Genomic DNA, 17,528 nt, shown 5'->3' on the forward strand with positions numbered 1-17,528 from the left:
GGAGATCCGCAAAAGCGGGTCTTTTTCTATTTCAGTACCGGCAGTATTTCCCCCAGAACTTCAACCGCATCATTCAGTTTTCGAAGCTGTTCTTCCGTCAGCTGTTCTTCCAGAGTCTGAAGAAATACTCTGTTTTTGAGATAATACTCATCCAGATATGCCATTGCTTTCGGAGTCAGACGTATCCAGATCACCCTCCTGTCATCCGGATTCGGCATGCGCTCTGCAAACCCATGACTGCAAAGCTTATCGATCAGTTTTGTCATCTGCTGTTTCGGTACCTTCATGTGCTGTGCCAGCTCCGTCATAGTCGACAGCCCGCACGTTTTCAAAGTTTCCAGACAGTAATATGTCTCGAGACTCATCTCTTTATTCAGCGTCTCTCTAAACGGCCTTACCAGCTTGGAATGCCAGTTCGGCATTACCTCCAACAGGTTCCGGACGAATTTTTCCGAGATTTTTTCTGTTTTCATGCTCTGTTCTCCTTATTGACAAGCGAAATTAAAAGTGATATCTTTATAAATTAGTAACCCAAATATGACTATCTGTTTTTTAAACTATTTTCTGATTATATATTATCTTTTCTTACAATACAATACTTATTAATATTTTTTAAGGAGCCGTGAGCCTTATGAGCAATAATAGAATCAAAATACCGGATAAAATCAAACGTAATTTTCGTTCCAATACCTTAAATTTTATATTCGTAATATCTTATGTAAACATTTTTCAATTTATTTTCGGCGCAGAGAATTCTATCGTGGGGGTCATCTTTGCGATCATGATGTCTGCCTCCATGATCCGTGACCTGACTGCCACACCACTCCGTCATCTGGTCGTTCAGGCACTTGTAATGGTCTGGATGGCACTCGCAGCCTGTCTGGTGACCGTACTGACAGCCCCATTGGCATTTATGATCAATTTTATCACCCTGCTCATGATACTTTATTCATTTACCTTTGAGTACTCAAGCCACATGTATTTTCCATATATTTTATCCTATTTATTTCTTATATTCATCTCCCCGGTAAGCCCGCAGCACCTTCCAAAGCGGTTGCTGGGCATGCTTGCCGGCGCCTTGTCTATTATTCTGTATCAATGGTTTATGGGACGAAAACGTGTAGCTGAGACAGCAAAAGATATGCTGAGTGAAATGATCGACTGTATTGTCCAGTATATTTCTTTCCGTCTGAAAGAAACCGGCAAAATACCGGATCCCGCTGACATACATAAAAAACTAAGCCGTTTGAGTCAGGCCGTATACGATCGCAGAAAAAAGGTTCTCTGCATCTCAGATGCCAGTTTTTCAATGATCGATGCCGGACGGGGGCTGGAACATCTGCTGATTCTCATGAAAGAACTTCCAGACACTTCGCCCGTTCAGACCAGAGCAATCCTCCTCACGATCGCTGACTATCTGGAATTGTTTCGTCGTTTTCTGCAGCAGGAAATCACCGAACTTCCTTCCTGCAAATACTCAGATTTTCTGGCCGCCTGCGATGAAACGACCGCCGGACTGTTCTACCATGCTGTCGATGATACCCGCGACAGGCTGCTGCACATGTCAGATCCGCAGAACAAAGTTCGATACCGCAAAACAGCCACCTCCTTCAAAATTCGTATACAGGCAGCGATCGATCTCAGTCCGGTACGTGCCGTCTATGCCCTCCGTACGGCATTCCTGTTATCCAGTGCCACACTGCTTGTGCATCTGTTGTCCCTGCCTCACGGAAGATGGCTGTTATTTACCCTGGCATCTGTGTCACTCCCCTATGCAGATGATGTCTCTGTGAAAATGAAAAAACGTATCGCTGCCACAGTGATTGGAGGACTGGTTTCTGTTCTGATCTATTCTCTGGTTCCATCACCTGCCGGAAGGACTGCTGTCATGATGTTATCCGGATATGTATCATTTTATTTTGATGATTACACAGAAACTTTCGCGTGCTCGACTGTCGGTGCCTTAGGCGGCGCTGTATTTCTGAACGCTGTCGGTTTTCCTGCTGTCGGCAGCGTGTTTATCATCCGCCTGGGTTACATACTTGCAGGAGCCGCTGTGGCATACACTGTAAACTGTCTGCTGTTTCCCTACAGGCGAACTATGGCAACAAGACATCTCTGGAAAAAATACAAACATATCACAACTCTTCTTACAGAAACGTGCCTTTCAGATCAGGTGGACACCCAACTTTATTACAACCTCGTAATTCAGGCTTATCTTCTGGAAACCAAACTGACGCAGAATGCTCATTTAGATGAATGGTCTGAATTCCCCTCTGTTTTGAAAAGCTGCCAGGAACAGGTATTCAAAGCACACAGAAAGTTTATCACAGCGCGAACAGATGCACCGGTATTTAATCCGGGCCATTTGTCCTGACTGCATGAGGAGAACTGTCTAACAGTTCCCGTTGACTTTTACCGGATTCGCCTCATCCGGCACAGGCACTTCTCGCAGCGATATCAGGATTCTTCCAGACTCCTCAGTCGCCATTGTATCGCAGACCTCCTGTTTTTCACACAGCCCGGCGCGGTCATAAACGACCGCTGCCACAGCAGCCACAGCACTGCATATTTCAGATTCTCCGGGATGCGCTTTTTCATAAATATCCATAACTGTGTTTCAATCAGACCCATCAGAGAATGATGCCCGTGCTAAAAACCGGTAATCGCCTGGAAATATCCCTGCAGATTACCGGTTTTTATTGCGCTCCGTAATTATGTCTTCTGTCACATCTTTTTACTGTGTTTTATTTCCAGTTCAGGCATCGTCGATGCAACCTTCGTATCCGGCGGAATGGACGCTGTGATAAACGTATTTCCGGCAATCACAGAGTTCGCTCCCACTACGGTTTCACCTCCCAGCACCGTCGTGTTCGCATAGATGACAACATTATCCTCAATGGTCGGATGGCGCTTTACACCGGACAGCTGCTGCCCCTTTCTGGTTGACAGAGCTCCCAGTGTAACTCCCTGGTATATCTTCACGTTGTCCCCGATCGACGTCGTCTCTCCGATTACGATACCCGTACCATGATCTATGAAAAAACTTTTTCCGATCCGTGCCCCCGGATTGATATCAATTCCGGTCTGGCTGTGAGCATATTCCGTCATGATCCTCGGTACAAAAGGTACCTCCAGCTCATAGAGCACATGCGCATAACGATATACAAAAATCGCATACAGACCCGGATAGGAGAATATGATCTCTTCCCGGCTCTTTGCTGCCGGATCACCATTAAATCCTGCTTCCACATCCTGAATCAGCATTTCCTGGATTTCTGCCATTTTTCGGATGAATGCGAGACACTTGTCTTCCGCTTCTTTTTTTATTTCCTCGTACGGCTTTTCACGGTTTCCATAGGATAACGCTACCTTGATCTGGCGAAACAGTTTATCGTAAATCAGTGAAAGTTTATTGCCTGCAAAATTTTCTTTTGTCACATACCCCATATTTTCTTTACTGAAAAATCCGGGAAATGATATATCTCTCAGCTCATCGACAATTGAATTTATCACATCACGGCTTGGCAGTCTCTCTCCGATCGCCACATCAAATAATTTCTGCTCCTGGTAATTGAGACCCAGTTTCCGCGCTGTCTTTAATATTTCATTGCTAACTATATTTTTCATAAATCCCCTTTCCCTATATCTCATGATGTTTACACCGGTGTCAATATTGGTTTTTTAATATCGATTACAGGAATTAATTGTCATTATAAGCGCTGGCACCGTAATAATCAAGCAATATCCCTTTTCCTGCTGATTCCGGTGCCAGGCATCCGATTCATGCTCTGAAATATAGATGTCTATATTCAGAATATGTTTAATTATGTTTTTTGTTCTTAAACTCGATCCATTTTATAATCCCCAGATAAAACATATTCAGTGAAAACCCCAGCAGCATGCCACCTATAATATCCGTAAACCAGTGAACCCCCGAAATAAATCGTCCGATGACAGTGACAATGATGATAATCACGGACATTGACTCCGCTGCTGTTCTGGCTGCCTTGCCCCGTATCCTTTTTCGAAACTGTATAATTGCTGTAGTCATGATACACAGTATAATCATGGTATGAGAGGAGGGAAATGATGCCTCCGGCCCCTCACCCAGAGTAATCGGCCTGTAGTTAACAATGCAGATCTCAAATAAGAGGTATACTGCGATCACGGCAATATAGAAGCCCCCTAAAACAAGAATATCTTTATCCACGCCTCTGAAGCTTCTTCTTTTTATCATTTGAAACACGCCCAATACGGCAAAACCAAACGCGACACAAATGGCAGCAATGCCCAGCCAGTCTGTGATACTGTACCATAGCAGATTTACCCCCAGCAGTTTAAAAACAAATTCATTCACCGTGGCAAGTCCCACATATGACTGCATGGGACCCGATGGCTGAACATCAACGGTGAGCAGCAGCAACATCAATGCGAAGAACGATAACAATAATATCCCCGCAGTAATAAAGTAACCTCGAATTTTCTGTTTCATTTTTTCTAATCTCCATTCTTCCGTTATTTGGATTTCAAGTCCACCAATAACCTAGCATGAAGATAATACAAAACAAAGTATTGTGCAGTCACATCCGCGATACGCTTCGTATCATCGCTGTCTGCGAGTGAGAATTCCTTTTAAAACAAGCATGCAGAGAAAGTATGATGCCGCATACGGCTGGCGGCTTGCAATGAATCCCATCGTTCCAAATATGCCAAGAGACAGTGAGACACTCCTTTTACCCTTTATCCATATCCGATGCCGGACATTCTGCAGCGCAAGCTCCGCGATACCGAACGCAGCCACCAGAACCACGATCACCGTATAGGTTGTTTTCATATAATCCGGCATCTCCGTAAGTCTGAGCAGCGATACCATACGTATCATACCGTTTTCCGCCTGTCCAAAGAATGGAATGATAAACATCAGTGCCGACATAACATCCAGTATCCCGAACACCAGGTCACACGTGTTTCCCATCTTCTCTTTCTTATCTGTCTCGGCAAGTGAGACCAGTTCTTCGCCAGACAGCAGATCGTCAACTGACACATCAAAAAATCCGGAAACAGCTTTCAGAGATTCAATACTCGGATATCCTCTCCCTGACTCCCACTTTGAAATCGCCGTACGTGAAACAAAGAGTTGTTCTGCAAGCTCTTCCTGTGTCAGATTTTTTTGTTTTCGCAGCTGCTGTAATTTTTCATTAAATTCCATTATATTGGTCCCTGAACCTCCGTATTATTTTCCAGATAAAAAAACCACCTGCCTTCTGTCTTTGCGATGATGACTGCGAATCTCAGCAGCTCCTCTTCGGCATGGTCGTAAAATCTGACTCTGGTCATACTGTTTATCCTTCCCTGGTTTTATTTTTAACCGGTCCGGTTCTTTCCCTGTTACCAGACAAACGGAATAAGGCGATATCTCACTCTGTTCGCATAATCTCTATATCCATCTAATCCTTTCACCAGCATGGAGTCCTCCAGATAAGTCCGGATTACAGTGATGACAGCTATCACAGCCGCTGTTATGGCCACAAACAACGACGGAAATATCAGCGAAACCGCAATACAAAAAATTAAAATCGCCAGGTAGGTCGGATGGCGGATGATACGATAAACTCCGCTCTGGACAACCTTCTGATTTCGATCACGCTGTATTCTCGCTGTAGATTCCAAATAAGTATTCATGACCATAGCCTGCAGGGTAATAACCGTCGCAGCGATATAGAATAATATGCCAATGCAGTATCTGACATCGATCGAAGATATTTTTTCGTACTCTAATCCGGCAATCAAATAAATGATAAAATATGCCAGAAGCCAATACACGGTCAGGAGTATTTTATCCCAGACCGGAGAGTCCGTGCGGATCTTCCCTCTTTCTCTGATCGTTTCCGGATTGACTTTATACATGATACTTCCTGACAGAATGCCAATGATAAGATACAGGGAAAAATAAATACCGGTGCGCCTGTCACAGATCCACGACGAACCTGCAAAAAACAAAAGGATACCGATTATTCTCTGCAAAATCAATCGCAAAATATATACAGCAGCACCTCTGTCCATAAGATAACCTCCCTGCCATGTTAAAATCCTTTTTTATTAGTTTACTATATTTTGTTCAAACAATCTATGAAAACTGTAATATCATCCATCCTCACGTACACAGATATATAGAATAAAGATTCTCCCTGGTGGAATACTGACATGGAGGTGAACACACATGTCTGAAAAGCAGGAAAACTTGTATAAGCTCTATTCAGCAATTGAATTCCATTTAATGCAGGATGAGAGGCCATCCGCTTATCTTCAGAAAATTTATGATGATCCACTCTTTCGTCAGTATCCGTTTGATATGCTGCACCAGCTGAAAAATACTGTGCAGTCCCCCAAATACCATCCGGAGGGAAATGTTTGGAATCATATACTGCTTGTTGTAGATGAAGCCGCCAAGGTAAAAGCTCAGAGTAAAAACCCCACGGCATTTATGTGGGCAGCTCTTCTCCATGATATCGGGAAAGCTGTAACAACTCAAAGCAAAAAAGGAAAGATCACGGCACATGATCATGATAAGGCAGGTGCAAAACTGGCGCGGGATTTTCTCTCACAGTTTGTGGAAGACCATACATTGATCGACGAGGTCTGCGGACTGGTGAGATACCATATGCAGATCTTGTTTGTTATCAGCGGTCTTAAATTCGCCGATATCGAGGGAATGAAGTGGCACACCAGTGTAAGGGAAGTGGCACTCCTCGGAATGTGTGATCGGTTGGGAAGGCTGGGCAGTAATCCCCGGAAAGAGAAAGACCATATCAATTTTTTCTTACAGGCCTGTGAATCCGCCTCACCTGATAAAAGATACGGGAGGTGAAACAGCTATGGCGAAAGCAGGAATGAGACGTCCGGATCCCAAAGAGCCTCATGGTACAGAGAGCAATCATAAGACACATATCCCCAAAAACGATGCCCCACCGGTCCCGGAGATCCAGGGCAAGGCAAAATCCGGCAATAAGAAGGCTAACCCAATGTAAATAAACACGCAAAAGGCATGGACTTCAATGATACCTCACTGTCCATGCCTTTTTCATTCCCCGACTGTAATAATCTGATCATCTGATCCCATACTGCCGTTTTCCTCTGCCCATATTCACAGTCAACAATCTCAGATACTGTCTGACCCCTCCCAAATGTGGCTGCACCGCATAAGTCTTGTCTGTTACCCTTGCATTATTCAAATTAACATAAACAGTGACATGAATATTCAGCCTGTTTTTTATCTGCTCTTTGCAGTCACCGATGATCCGCTGCAGATCTCCATGCAGTATACCCGGACAGATGGACAGCACCATGATTCCCTCCTTCTCCTCAGGACCATAGTCATGAAATTCAAATGATTCAAGTTTTACCGCATCCCCGTAACAGCTGAGAAGCTGTTTGATTTCTTCCGTCTCCTCTTTGTCAAGTCCCTCTCCCAAAAGCAGGCTTACATTCTTCATAAACGATTTGACGCCATCTGCGGCTATCATGACGGCAATGACCATTCCGGCAATTCCATCGATCGGCAATGCAGTAAAATGCTGTAAGATCGGGGATACAGCAACCAGGATAATCCCCTTTAAATCTGCCAGTTCATTTTTCTGATATGCATCCAGTGCCGGTGATTTTAATTCTCTGTTCTGTTTTTTTATATAATACACCAGCACAAGCTTTACGCCGGCCCCAATAACCGCCGCCAGCAGGATTGGCAGCAGTGCTCCAACCGGCTCCGGATGAACCAGTCTTTTGACGGATTCTTTTGCTAAGATCACAGCTGCGAATAATATCATTTCAGAGATCAGCAATCCGATGATATACTCTATCCGGCCATGTCCATTGGGATGTCTGCTGTCTTTTCCTCTTCCGGAAATCTTAAATCCCAGGAGCAGGAGCAAGGAACTGCAGGCATCAATGAGATTGTCTACCCCCTCAGATATGACAGAAATACTGTTACCTGCCGTACCGATGATAAAGTATCCGATAAACAGGCACATATTACCGACTGCCATGAATATACTCGTCTTTCTTCCCTGATCCTGTCTGCTTTTCTCACCTGTCATAAAAATCACCCCCGTCAGGATCTGAACCGTGAAAATGTTTCAATCCAAATTCCGCTCTCTCATCGGCTGAATATTGTGAGTTTCTGTGAGCCGCAGTCCGGTGCCGTCCCATATGTCTTCTGTCCGCGGCATCGTCATTCTGCCATGCCTGAATCAGGCGTTCGAGGTAAATAATCAGATTCTTCTGCTCTTCATCGGTCAGGCATTGGAATAAATCTTCCGTGTCATCGTTGTCAACCACCATCTCATCAGATTCAGCTTTCCCCTTTTCTGTCAGCCTGATGAGCATAACTCTTCCATCCTCCGGGGAAGGCGTCCGTGTAATGTACCCGCAATTCTCAAGCTTTTTCAAAAGTTCACCCAGTGCCTGCTTACTCATATCCAACAGGTAGGTTAATTCTTTCTGAGTAATTTCCGGTTTTAACTTCAATATAGATAATACCCGTCCCTGTCCCCTGTGCGGATTCATAAAGGTTCTCTGTCTCCCGATTGCCATATGCCTGTGTAATAGTCCCTCAAGCCTCATCAGCAGATTCAAAAGTCTTTTATTCTGTTCGTTCATGTTTATGCTCCTCCAATCTTCAGCCGCTAAAAGTAATGTACCTGACTATAATAATACAAGTACTTGACAAATTTGTCAAGTACTTGTATTAAATAACGAGCATATTATTTTTTTGGTGATGGAAGGCTGAGGCTGTGGTTGCGCCAGCCGGCCTGGAGCATTCCTTTTTCCCTCTGCAGTTCTCTACTCACAGCGCTCCTACAATCCTGTGTGGTATATAGGCCTCTTCAAGATATTCTATTTCCTGCTGTGACAGCTTCCTATCAACACTGCAGGCCGCATCATCAAAATATTCTGCCTTAGTTGCCCCGATGATCGGCGCCGTGGCTCCTTTCGCAAACTGCCATGCCAGCGCGATCTGTGTCATCGTGACTCCTCTATTTACAGCAATTTCAGATACCCGTTTCACAATCTCCATATCACTTTCCTGAGTCTTATCATATTTGCCTTTTGCAGTCACATCCGTCCTGCTCCTCATGGTATCCGCGGACCACGTGGATCGGGACAGCCTTCCGGCAGCCAGCGGACTGTACGGTGTTCTTGCAACATTCTGCTCATCACAGACCGGAATCAGCTCACGCTCATCCTCACGGTAAAGAAGATTGTAATGATTCTGCATGGAGACAAATTTTGTCCAGCCGTTCTTTTCTGCAGTATGCTGCATGTTCATAAACTGATACCCATACATGGCAGAGGCGCCAATGGCACGCACCTTTCCCGATCGTACAACCTGATCGAGAGCTTCCATTGTCTCCTCGATCGGTGTGTCATAGTCGAAACGATGGATGATCAACAGGTCAATATAGTCTGTTCCCAGGCGTTTCAGCGAGCCTTCCACCTCCCTGGGGATTGCCTCCCCCGAAAGTTTTCCATCATTAAAATAAACTTTTGTAGCAAGAACCACTTTATCTCTGGCCGCGTTATTTTTAATAGCCCTGCCAAGATATTCTTCACTTGTTCCCGCCGAATAGCAGTTGGCAGTATCAAAAAAATTGATCCCAAGTGTCAGTGCATGCCTGACAATCTTCTCACTTTCCTGCGGATTCAATGTCCATGCGTGCATTTTGCTGGCAGGATCTCCAAAACTCATACATCCAACGCACAGACGCGATACCTCAATATCAGAATTTCCCAGTTTCGTGTATTCCATATAAAAACCGTCCTTTCCCCGGTGCGAATATAAATTAACCCCACACCTCTTTCGCCATATGAAACGCCGCCCATGCCTTCGGCCATCCCGCATAGAATGCGGCATGGGTAAGAATCTCCGCGATCTCCTCCCGGGTAACACCGTGGTTCCTGGCATTTGTCAGATGGAACTTCAGCGAACTGTCTAAAATACCGCTCGCCATAAAAGCCGTGACTGTGACAATGCAACGGTCTCTCGCAGACAGTTTATCCTCTCTCGACCACACCTGCCCGAACAGCACATCGTCATTTAACTCCGCAAATTCGGGTGCAAACTCACCAAGCTGGTCTCTCCCTGCAGTTACTTTCTCCATTTCATCTAACCTCCTGTTTGAAATTTTTCTATCTCAATTTTCTGTATTCATCATCACTGACAGGCTCACACCATTCATTCCTGCAATTCTCACCAGGCACCTCTATGGCCAGGTGCTGGAACCAGGCGTTCGGCGCCGCTCCATGCCAATGCTTTACGCCTGTTCGTATATGAACAACATCGCCGGGATGCAGCTCCCTGGCCACTTCTCCCCACTCCTGATAATATCCTCTGCCCGCTGTCACCAGCAAAATCTGTCCGCCGTTCCTGTCGGCATGGTGAATATGCCAGTTGTTACGGCAGCCGGGTTCAAAGGTCACATTTCCGACAGCCACCTGTTCTGCCGACAGCATGTTCAGGTAACTCTGACCAACAAAATACTGTGCATAAGCGTCATTTGTTTCCCCCATGGGAAATACGCTCATTTCCTGCTGCTTCATTCTATTTTCCTCCTGTTCATAACCAGTCTCTGATATCTTTCTCCGAGTGTTGTACGTTGCCTCCACGGATTGCCAGCCCTGTCTCTACTTTCGCTGTGGGACACAGCTTTTTGATATCTTTCACACTGCTGCCCATACCGCTTCCCTCATGGGTGCAGAAAGGCCTGATTATTTTTCCGGTAAAGTCATAACGTTCCAGAAAAGTAAACACCGCCATCGGCATGGTCCCCCAGTAATTCGGGAAACCAAGATAGATCACATCATATGGTTCCATACGTTCCGGATATGCTACAAGTTCCGGCCGTGCGTCCCGTCTCTGGTCTGCCTGTGCCTGGGAGATGCACTCGTTATAACTCTTTGCATATGCCAGTTTCGGTTCTATTTTAAATAAATCCGCACCGGTCAGCTTTTGAATGATACCAGCCGCAACCTCCGTGTTTCCTACCCTGAGGTTCCTTATCTCCCCATTCACATAATTTTCATCTCCCCTTGAGAAAAACGCAATCAATTCCGTCATAGTTCTTACCTCCTTTTTTTATCTGTATTGTACTTCCTGTCTCCTTGATATGGAATCTCCGATATGTTATGATTGTATAAACTTCAGGTTCATACAATGGAGGGCACTTTATGTATAACCATATGCTGGATACGCTTATTGCAGTCGCTGACTGCGGAAGCTTTACAAAGGCAGCTGAGCGCCTGTATATTTCACCCACCGCCGTTATGAAACAAATGAACGCTCTGGAAAATCATCTGGATATGAAACTGCTGGAACGAACACCAGCCGGCGTCCACCTGACAGACGCCGGCACCCTCATCTATCGGGACGCCAAATTCATGATTGAGTATTCCCGAAAATCCATCGCGGATGCCAGGGCTACCCTGCATGCGCGGGACACTACTTTTTGCGTGGGCACCTCGCTTTTGAATCCGGCAAAGCCTTTTATGGATCTGTGGTATCGTGTGAATCGGGATTTTCCGGAATACAAACTGCACCTTGTAAACTTTGAGGATGATCATGAGGGAATTCTTACCGAGATTGAACAGCTGGGGAAGAAATTTGACTTTCTCATCGGCGTATGTGATTCCAGAGAATGGCTGCGCCGCTGCAATTTCCTCGCGCTCGGCAGATATAAAAAAATGATCGCCGTGTCCCGGGAGCATCCCCTCGCCGGCAAAAAAAGAATTATATTGAACGATTTGTACGGGGAAACACTGATGATGGTGGCGCGCGGCGATTCCGGTGTCAATGATTTTCTCCGCAATGACCTGGAAAAGCATCATCCCCAAATCCATATCGAAGATACCCCTCAATTTTATGATCTGTCCGTCTTTAACCGCTGTGCAGAGACGGGGAATGTCCTGCTCACCATTGAATGCTGGCAGGACGTTCACCCCGGCCTTGTTTCCATCCCTGTCGATTGGGACTACAGCATTCCCTATGGCCTGCTGTACAGTCTTGATGCACCGGAGGATGTGCATCGGTTTGCTGAGGCGGTGGAACGGATGATTTAGATAACGTTTCAGCCAGTCCTTTCTAAAATGTCAAATGTTATGGGAATCGTTGTGTCCGCATAGTTGACTGTTATTACAAAAACACAGGAGAGGCAGCATGCATCACTGCACACTGCCTCTCCTTTATCTATGCTCCAAATCTTTTACAATCCTGTGAATCTCCACGTACAGCAAGCACCTACGTATAATATTCTATTATAATCGCAGCTAATCAAATAATCCCAGATATTCTCCATACCCTTCCTCTTCCATCTGCTCTTCTGGTATAAAACGCAAGGAAGCGCTGTTGATACAATACCGAAGGCCGCCTCTGTCAGTGGGACCGTCGTCAAACACATGTCCCAGATGCGAATCACTTCCGATGCTGCGAACTTCCGTTCTATACATTCCAAGGCTGGTATCGTCCAATTCTTTCACCGCGGTCCGGTCTATAGGTTTTGAAAAGCTTGGCCATCCACATCCCGACGCAAACTTATCATTTGAAACAAATAACGGCTCCCCGGAGATGATATCCACATATATTCCATCCCTGTATTCATCGTTATATTCGTTGTCAAAGGGAGGTTCCGTTGCATTTTCGCGGGTCACCCGGTACTGCAGGTCCGTCAGGCGTCGTCTCAGGCTTTCCTCCGCTTCTATGTCTACGGGTCTTTTCGCCTGATTGAAAGCACCTGCAGGAATATGACAGTAACCGCCGGGATTCCTGTCCAGATAATTCTGGTGATACTCTTCCGCAGGATAATAACTTTCAAGGGGTATTGCCTCCACCACAATCGGGCTGTCATACTGCCCCTGCAGCTCATCGAGCGCCGGAAGAATTTCTTTTTTATCACTTGATTCTGTATAGTAAATGCCGGTTCGGTACTGCTCACCGATATCGTTTCCCTGTCTGTTGCGTGATGTCGGGTCGATAATCTCAAAAAATCTTCTGAGCAGCTGTCTTAAGCTAATTTTCCCTGAATCATAGATTACTTTGACAGTCTCTGCATGGCCTGTATGCTCCCGGCATACCTGCTCATACGTTGGATTGTCTGTTTTGCCGTTCGCATAGCCGACCTCCGTTGAAACAACACCTGGAATTAGTGATACATATTTTTCCACACCCCAGAAACAGCCTCCGGCAAGGTAGATTGATTGATTCATTTTGATATCACCTCTTGAAATTAGTATTTTGTAATAGCGTTGCCAATTTCATTGGAAGATATTGTGTATTGAGGCAATTAGTTTATTTTTGTATGTGATCGATTTCCACTTTACAAATCATTTTATTAAAATCATTTCGTGTTTACCTCGGCAAAAAAGCCTCCAAACGCATGAATAATCAGGCTTTCTTTACGAGAAGACTGACGGTTTCAACATGCACCGTCTGACAAAACTGATCAACTCCCCTGACCCGTACCAGCTCATACCCATTCCCGCAGAGATACTTCAAGTCCCGCGCCAGCGTCGCAGAATCACAGCTCACATACACGATCCGCTCCGGCTGCATCTGCACCATCGTCTCGAGCAGCTTCTCATCACAGCCCTTGCGCGGCGGATCGACGACGATCACATCGGCTTTGATCTGTTCGTCCCGATATTTCTGAGGCAGCACTTCCTCCGCCTTTCCGACGAAAAACTCAGCGTTTTCAATGCCATTTAGCGCGGCGTTTTGTTTCGCATCCTCGATAGCCTGCGGAATGATCTCAACACCGCATACACGGCCGGCATTTCTGGCCAGGAACAGAGAGATCGTGCCGATACCGCAGTAGAGATCCCACACTGTCTCATTTCCCGTCAGACCTGCATACTCCAGCGCAAGCTCATACAGTTTCCTGGTCTGAACAGGATTGACCTGATAAAAGGAAAGCGGTGATATCCGATACTGGATGTCACCGATGCTGTCCGTGATGTACGTCTTTCCCCAGAGAAGTCTGATATCCTCGCCCATGATGACATTCGTCTTCGTCCGGTTGATGGAAATTGTAATACTTGCCATGCCCGGGATTGTCCTCAGTCGCTCCACCAGTTTTTCACCCGATGGCAGGGATTTTGCATTGACCACCAGGCAGACCATGACTTCCCCGCTGGAAAATCCGCTGCGTATTAACACGTGGCGCACGATTCCGGTACCTGTCTCCTCATCGTACGGCTCCACGCCGCATTCCTCCATATAAGAGATCACGCGGTTCAGAATGTCTTCATTTACCGGCAGGCCCAGGTAACATCTTCGATTGTCGATGATGCGGTGCGTCCGGCCCGCATAAAAACCGGTGATAATCCGCCCGTCTCTGTCTTTTCCAACCGGAAACTGTGCCTTATTCCGATAGTAAAACGGCTGGTCCATGCCGATGATGGGCTCCATCGGAGGGTTCTCGAAACCTCCGATTCGTTTTAAATGGTTGCGGATGGTGTTCTCCTTATATTCCAGCTGCCTGGGATACTCGAGTGTCTGAATCTGGCAGCCGCCGCACGGACCTGCGTGCGGGCATAAGGGTTCCACGCGGTGCGGGGAAGACTTCAGGATGTCCTTCACCCGCCCGTATCCGTAACTTTTCCCAGCTTTCGTCACAATCGCTGAGATCTCATCTCCGATCACAGCATCCTTGATAAAGAGGGGATATCCGCCGATTTTTCCGATCCCTTCACCGTTATGTCCCATGTCTTCGATTGTTATCTGCACAATGTCATTCTTTTTCAAATTCATACGATCACTCCGCTCATCAGCCCGTCGTTCTTCTGATATTAGATTCAAACAGGCGGTTATATCCCAGCCAGTCGGCATTGTCTCCCGCTGCATCAAATACCTCTCTCAATGTTTCCAGTCTGGCGTCTGTGTTGTCCGCCAGATTCAGGGCTATCGCTTCCGCGAGGGCCGGTTTCTTGGGAGAACCGTATTCCAGTTCCCCGTGGTGTGCCAGGATGCAGTGCTTCAGCTCTGTCTCCAGCTTCACCGGGAATCCTTCGATCGTGCGGATCGCATCATGCAGCATTTCTGCCCCGATCATGATATGACCGAGCAGCTGCCCGTCATCTGTATAGTCATTGACAGGGAACGCCGACAGCTCTTTTGTCTTTCCGATATCATGACATAGCGCGGAGGTGATCAGAAGGTCTCTGTTCAGGTACGGATACATTTTCACATAATACTCGCACAGGCCTGCGACGCTCAGCGTATGTTCTAGGAGCCCGCCTACAAAACCGTGGTGAACGCTCTTGGCGGCTGAGCTGAACTTAAATGCCCTGACAAAGGTCTCGTCCTGCTCAAAGTAATACTTCAATAAGGCAGAAAGCCAGGGATTTTCCACCGACTGTACGAGTGCCAGCACTTCCTGATACATGGAATCGCGGTCCCTGACGCTGACCGGCAGATAGTCCCCGGGATCAAAAGAACCTTCATCCGCCTTTCGGCTGCGCTTGATACTCACCTGCAGCGCCCCCGCAAAACTCGTCACATCCCCCATCAGATCGATATAATCCAGCGCGTCGAAGTCATCGATCCCCTGTGAATTCGGGTCCCAGATTTTTGCATCTACCGTTCCCGTCTTGTCCTGCAGGATCACATTCTCATATGCCTTTCCGTTTTTCGTAACCGCCGACTGTTTTTGTTTACAGAGATAGACTCCGGCAATCCTGTCTCCCTCTCGAAGTTCTTTGATATATTTCATACTGTTATCCAACCTTTCTTAAAAAATAGATGCGCTGTGCGCAATCTCCCCGGGCAGGCGGACTGCAAAGCAATATTTCCTTTCCGCGAGCTGCGCATCTTTGCAAGAAGTACATTTTATTATCCGGGAGATTCCGGAGGAATCTGCCGGGTAATAAAAGAATGGTTCTTCTGCATGACAGAAAAACCAGACTTTTTACTTTCACACTGTTCTATTTTATAATGCTCCGACGGTTACGTCAAATACAATCTCTGCATAACCTTCTGCACCCTTGCGCATCGCTGTCACTGTGACCACCTGTCCCGCCTTGCATTTCTCAAGTGCCTTCGTATATTCCGACATGGTCTCCACTTCGCTGCTCTTCACTTTGATGATAACATCTCCGCTCATGATCCCCGCAAGCATCGCCGGAGAATCTGTCTGTACCTCATTGACGTAGACGCCCTTCGGGATCCCCGTTTTTTCTGAAATATCCGCTGTGACATCCTGGCCTTTGATTCCGATATACGGAAGTTCCCCGTTATTTGACAGCGTTTCCATGAGTGTTTTGATTTCTGAAATGCCGATCGCAGTCACAGTATTGCCATCATTGGAGTATCCCTGAAGAATAACGCCGACAATCTGTCCTTCCAGGTCCAGCAGGATTCCGCTCCCGTCTTTACTTCCAAGAATGTCTGTCGTCAGGATCGTATATTCCGTATCCAGCGTAGAAACCTTATTTGAAACAGATGTCACAACCCCGAATGCGATCGAATCACTGTATCCCATCGGGCTGCCAAGAGCCATAACCGGATTCCCCTGTGCTGTTGTATAAGAGCTTCCAAGTGGTGCAGTGACCAGCTGTTCCAGCGTGGTCTCTCCGATTTCACCAAGCGGGATTTTTAAGACTGTCAGCCCGGTATTCGGATCCGTCTTCTGGAAACGGGCATCCACCGTGGTATCATCGCAGAATGTCACCTGAATCCGGTCAACTTTTTCAACTCCCCGGTACTCTGTCAAAATATAAATTTCCTGGCTGGTTCTTGCAATGATGAGTCCGGAAATCTGACGCTGGTTTTCATAAGTATTATTGAACCAGTCCATATTGTCCGTGATACCGATCACCGTTACCATGGATTTGGAGGCAGTCTCAGACACTTCCACCATGTCCTGATAAAACTTTTTATAGTCTGAGAGTCCAAGCTCTGCTGGCACTTCCACGACCTGGGTCTCCTGGCTTTCTTCCTGGGTTTCCTGGTTTTCAACTGCATTTTCAGGGGGGTTTTCATCCTCTATATTTACTTTTGATTTCTGCCTGTTCTCTACCTTTTCCTGAAATGACGGAAGCGCATTTGCAAATACATACGCCGCGACCACTCCGAAAATGACCGCTCCAGCCAGTAGAATCACCAGTTTCACAAAGAGTGCCTTCTTATTAATTGGCTTTTCTTTTATAACCTCTTTAATAAAGCTATAATCACTCATCTCTTAAAACTCCTGTCTGCTGTAAAACCAATTGATTTCAGACCATTTTGTCCGAATTATATTATGATTATATTATCAAAAACATATGAACAATTTATGAATATAAGAGAAACTTATTGGTTCTTGACACATTCCGCCGGCGGCCTGCAGAAATATTTATTATATGAGAGTATTTTTTTAAATACATTTCTGGTATAATGTTCGAAAAGGGCAGAACCATATAATATAGATTGTGCTTTTATTATGTTTCTGACCGCCGCTAATAAAACGATAGCATGACTTTGAGACCCGCAAAACATGAGA

General features: G+C 46.1%; 21 protein-coding genes. 4 read left to right on the plus strand and 17 right to left on the minus strand.

Features of this window, described 5'->3' with window-relative positions; genetic code table 11:
• Positions 1 to 26: 26 nt before the first annotated feature.
• Positions 27 to 473 carry a MarR family transcriptional regulator gene (locus MCG98_RS17465; protein WP_240303137.1) on the minus strand — a complete coding sequence of 149 codons (447 nt, stop codon included), beginning with the start codon at positions 471 to 473 and terminating at the stop codon, positions 27 to 29.
• A gap of 158 nt (positions 474 to 631) precedes the next feature.
• On the opposite strand from MCG98_RS17465, the gene MCG98_RS17470 reads away from it, so the two are divergent.
• Positions 632 to 2,377, plus strand: coding sequence for an FUSC family protein (locus tag MCG98_RS17470; RefSeq protein WP_240303139.1), 1,746 nt, complete (start codon positions 632 to 634; stop codon positions 2,375 to 2,377).
• Between the two features lie 18 nt (positions 2,378 to 2,395).
• Here MCG98_RS17470 and MCG98_RS17475 read toward each other — a convergent pair whose 3' ends face one another.
• From MCG98_RS17475 to MCG98_RS17495, 6 genes are all read right to left on the minus strand, one after another.
• The gene (locus MCG98_RS17475; protein ID WP_240303140.1) at positions 2,396 to 2,611 is read right to left on the minus strand and encodes a hypothetical protein; all 216 of its coding nucleotides are present in this window, start codon (positions 2,609 to 2,611) and stop codon (positions 2,396 to 2,398) included.
• 116 nt (positions 2,612 to 2,727) lie between these two features.
• Positions 2,728 to 3,630 (minus strand): serine O-acetyltransferase EpsC, encoded by a 903-nt coding sequence (epsC, locus tag MCG98_RS17480; protein WP_240303141.1) that lies wholly within the window; start codon positions 3,628 to 3,630, stop codon positions 2,728 to 2,730.
• A gap of 193 nt (positions 3,631 to 3,823) precedes the next feature.
• Positions 3,824 to 4,495 (minus strand): phosphatase PAP2 family protein, encoded by a 672-nt coding sequence (locus MCG98_RS17485; protein WP_240303142.1) that lies wholly within the window; start codon positions 4,493 to 4,495, stop codon positions 3,824 to 3,826.
• 111 nt (positions 4,496 to 4,606) lie between these two features.
• Complete coding sequence (locus MCG98_RS17490) at positions 4,607 to 5,212, minus strand: helix-turn-helix transcriptional regulator (protein WP_240303144.1); 606 nt, start codon at positions 5,210 to 5,212, stop codon at positions 4,607 to 4,609.
• Positions 5,212 to 5,340, minus strand: a complete 129-nt coding sequence (locus tag MCG98_RS18895; RefSeq protein WP_275891346.1) for a hypothetical protein — start codon at positions 5,338 to 5,340, stop codon at positions 5,212 to 5,214. Before MCG98_RS18895 ends, MCG98_RS17490 begins: the two co-directional genes overlap by 1 nt.
• Positions 5,341 to 5,391: 51 nt before the next feature.
• On the minus strand, positions 5,392 to 6,066 hold the full coding sequence (locus MCG98_RS17495) for an isoprenylcysteine carboxylmethyltransferase family protein (RefSeq protein ID WP_240303145.1): 675 nt from the start codon (positions 6,064 to 6,066) through the stop codon (positions 5,392 to 5,394).
• 157 nt (positions 6,067 to 6,223) lie between these two features.
• On the opposite strand from MCG98_RS17495, the gene MCG98_RS17500 reads away from it, so the two are divergent.
• Together MCG98_RS17500 and MCG98_RS17505 are read left to right on the plus strand one after the other, a co-directional pair.
• The gene (locus tag MCG98_RS17500; protein ID WP_240303146.1) at positions 6,224 to 6,871 is read left to right on the plus strand and encodes an HDIG domain-containing metalloprotein; all 648 of its coding nucleotides are present in this window, start codon (positions 6,224 to 6,226) and stop codon (positions 6,869 to 6,871) included.
• 7 nt (positions 6,872 to 6,878) lie between these two features.
• Positions 6,879 to 7,031 carry a hypothetical protein gene (locus MCG98_RS17505; protein WP_240303148.1) on the plus strand — a complete coding sequence of 51 codons (153 nt, stop codon included), beginning with the start codon at positions 6,879 to 6,881 and terminating at the stop codon, positions 7,029 to 7,031.
• A 78-nt stretch (positions 7,032 to 7,109) separates the two neighbouring features.
• Here the strand turns inward: MCG98_RS17505 and MCG98_RS17510 are convergent, their stop codons facing one another.
• From MCG98_RS17510 to MCG98_RS17535, 6 genes are all read right to left on the minus strand, one after another.
• Positions 7,110 to 8,096, minus strand: coding sequence for a cation diffusion facilitator family transporter (locus tag MCG98_RS17510; protein ID WP_240303149.1), 987 nt, complete (start codon positions 8,094 to 8,096; stop codon positions 7,110 to 7,112).
• Positions 8,086 to 8,658, minus strand: a complete 573-nt coding sequence (locus MCG98_RS17515) for a MarR family transcriptional regulator (protein WP_240303150.1) — start codon at positions 8,656 to 8,658, stop codon at positions 8,086 to 8,088. Before MCG98_RS17515 ends, MCG98_RS17510 begins: the two co-directional genes overlap by 11 nt.
• A gap of 187 nt (positions 8,659 to 8,845) precedes the next feature.
• Complete coding sequence (locus MCG98_RS17520; protein ID WP_240303152.1) at positions 8,846 to 9,808, minus strand: aldo/keto reductase; 963 nt, start codon at positions 9,806 to 9,808, stop codon at positions 8,846 to 8,848.
• Between the two features lie 34 nt (positions 9,809 to 9,842).
• The gene (locus MCG98_RS17525) at positions 9,843 to 10,160 is read right to left on the minus strand and encodes a carboxymuconolactone decarboxylase family protein (protein ID WP_240303153.1); all 318 of its coding nucleotides are present in this window, start codon (positions 10,158 to 10,160) and stop codon (positions 9,843 to 9,845) included.
• A gap of 28 nt (positions 10,161 to 10,188) precedes the next feature.
• Complete coding sequence (locus MCG98_RS17530) at positions 10,189 to 10,599, minus strand: cupin domain-containing protein (RefSeq protein WP_240303154.1); 411 nt, start codon at positions 10,597 to 10,599, stop codon at positions 10,189 to 10,191.
• A gap of 16 nt (positions 10,600 to 10,615) precedes the next feature.
• Complete coding sequence (locus tag MCG98_RS17535) at positions 10,616 to 11,116, minus strand: flavodoxin (RefSeq protein WP_240303156.1); 501 nt, start codon at positions 11,114 to 11,116, stop codon at positions 10,616 to 10,618.
• 110 nt (positions 11,117 to 11,226) lie between these two features.
• On the opposite strand from MCG98_RS17535, the gene MCG98_RS17540 reads away from it, so the two are divergent.
• A complete protein-coding gene (locus tag MCG98_RS17540) occupies positions 11,227 to 12,114 on the plus strand; it encodes a LysR family transcriptional regulator (protein WP_240303157.1) in 888 nt (295 codons plus the stop codon).
• 207 nt (positions 12,115 to 12,321) lie between these two features.
• On the opposite strand, the gene msrA is transcribed toward MCG98_RS17540, so the two are convergent.
• The 4 genes from msrA to MCG98_RS17560 form a co-directional block, all read right to left on the minus strand.
• A complete protein-coding gene (gene msrA, locus MCG98_RS17545; RefSeq protein ID WP_240303158.1) occupies positions 12,322 to 13,257 on the minus strand; it encodes a peptide-methionine (S)-S-oxide reductase MsrA in 936 nt (311 codons plus the stop codon).
• Positions 13,258 to 13,435: 178 nt separating this feature from the next.
• Positions 13,436 to 14,800, minus strand: coding sequence for a 23S rRNA (uracil(1939)-C(5))-methyltransferase RlmD (gene rlmD, locus MCG98_RS17550; protein ID WP_240303159.1), 1,365 nt, complete (start codon positions 14,798 to 14,800; stop codon positions 13,436 to 13,438).
• Positions 14,801 to 14,816: 16 nt separating this feature from the next.
• Entirely contained in the window at positions 14,817 to 15,761 is a 945-nt protein-coding gene (locus tag MCG98_RS17555) for an HD domain-containing protein (RefSeq protein ID WP_240303161.1), read from the minus strand.
• A gap of 216 nt (positions 15,762 to 15,977) precedes the next feature.
• Positions 15,978 to 17,225 (minus strand): S1C family serine protease, encoded by a 1,248-nt coding sequence (locus MCG98_RS17560; RefSeq protein ID WP_240303162.1) that lies wholly within the window; start codon positions 17,223 to 17,225, stop codon positions 15,978 to 15,980.
• Between the last annotated feature and the right edge of the window lie 303 nt (positions 17,226 to 17,528).

Origin of the sequence: Ruminococcus sp. OA3, assembly GCF_022440845.1 — a bacterium.
In the GTDB taxonomy this organism is placed as follows: domain Bacteria; phylum Bacillota; class Clostridia; order Lachnospirales; family Lachnospiraceae; genus Ruminococcus_G.

Coding starts and splice junctions, on each gene's coding strand:
- MCG98_RS17465 (WP_240303137.1), bottom strand. CDS start 473: ATGAAAACAGAAAAAATCTCGGAAAAATTCGTCCGGAACCTGTTGGAG.
- MCG98_RS17555 (WP_240303161.1), bottom strand. CDS start 15,761: ATGAAATATATCAAAGAACTTCGAGAGGGAGACAGGATTGCCGGAGTC.
- MCG98_RS17500 (WP_240303146.1), top strand. CDS start 6,224: ATGTCTGAAAAGCAGGAAAACTTGTATAAGCTCTATTCAGCAATTGAA.
- MCG98_RS17540 (WP_240303157.1), top strand. CDS start 11,227: ATGTATAACCATATGCTGGATACGCTTATTGCAGTCGCTGACTGCGGA.
- MCG98_RS17495 (WP_240303145.1), bottom strand. CDS start 6,066: ATGGACAGAGGTGCTGCTGTATATATTTTGCGATTGATTTTGCAGAGA.
- MCG98_RS17535 (WP_240303156.1), bottom strand. CDS start 11,116: ATGACGGAATTGATTGCGTTTTTCTCAAGGGGAGATGAAAATTATGTG.
- MCG98_RS17520 (WP_240303152.1), bottom strand. CDS start 9,808: ATGGAATACACGAAACTGGGAAATTCTGATATTGAGGTATCGCGTCTG.
- MCG98_RS17490 (WP_240303144.1), bottom strand. CDS start 5,212: ATGGAATTTAATGAAAAATTACAGCAGCTGCGAAAACAAAAAAATCTG.
- MCG98_RS17470 (WP_240303139.1), top strand. CDS start 632: ATGAGCAATAATAGAATCAAAATACCGGATAAAATCAAACGTAATTTT.
- MCG98_RS17505 (WP_240303148.1), top strand. CDS start 6,879: ATGGCGAAAGCAGGAATGAGACGTCCGGATCCCAAAGAGCCTCATGGT.
- MCG98_RS17515 (WP_240303150.1), bottom strand. CDS start 8,658: ATGAACGAACAGAATAAAAGACTTTTGAATCTGCTGATGAGGCTTGAG.
- MCG98_RS17560 (WP_240303162.1), bottom strand. CDS start 17,225: ATGAGTGATTATAGCTTTATTAAAGAGGTTATAAAAGAAAAGCCAATT.
- MCG98_RS18895 (WP_275891346.1), bottom strand. CDS start 5,340: ATGACCAGAGTCAGATTTTACGACCATGCCGAAGAGGAGCTGCTGAGA.
- MCG98_RS17485 (WP_240303142.1), bottom strand. CDS start 4,495: ATGAAACAGAAAATTCGAGGTTACTTTATTACTGCGGGGATATTATTG.
- MCG98_RS17475 (WP_240303140.1), bottom strand. CDS start 2,611: ATGGATATTTATGAAAAAGCGCATCCCGGAGAATCTGAAATATGCAGT.
- MCG98_RS17525 (WP_240303153.1), bottom strand. CDS start 10,160: ATGGAGAAAGTAACTGCAGGGAGAGACCAGCTTGGTGAGTTTGCACCC.
- rlmD (WP_240303159.1), bottom strand. CDS start 14,800: ATGAATTTGAAAAAGAATGACATTGTGCAGATAACAATCGAAGACATG.
- MCG98_RS17530 (WP_240303154.1), bottom strand. CDS start 10,599: ATGAAGCAGCAGGAAATGAGCGTATTTCCCATGGGGGAAACAAATGAC.
- epsC (WP_240303141.1), bottom strand. CDS start 3,630: ATGAAAAATATAGTTAGCAATGAAATATTAAAGACAGCGCGGAAACTG.
- msrA (WP_240303158.1), bottom strand. CDS start 13,257: ATGAATCAATCAATCTACCTTGCCGGAGGCTGTTTCTGGGGTGTGGAA.
- MCG98_RS17510 (WP_240303149.1), bottom strand. CDS start 8,096: ATGACAGGTGAGAAAAGCAGACAGGATCAGGGAAGAAAGACGAGTATA.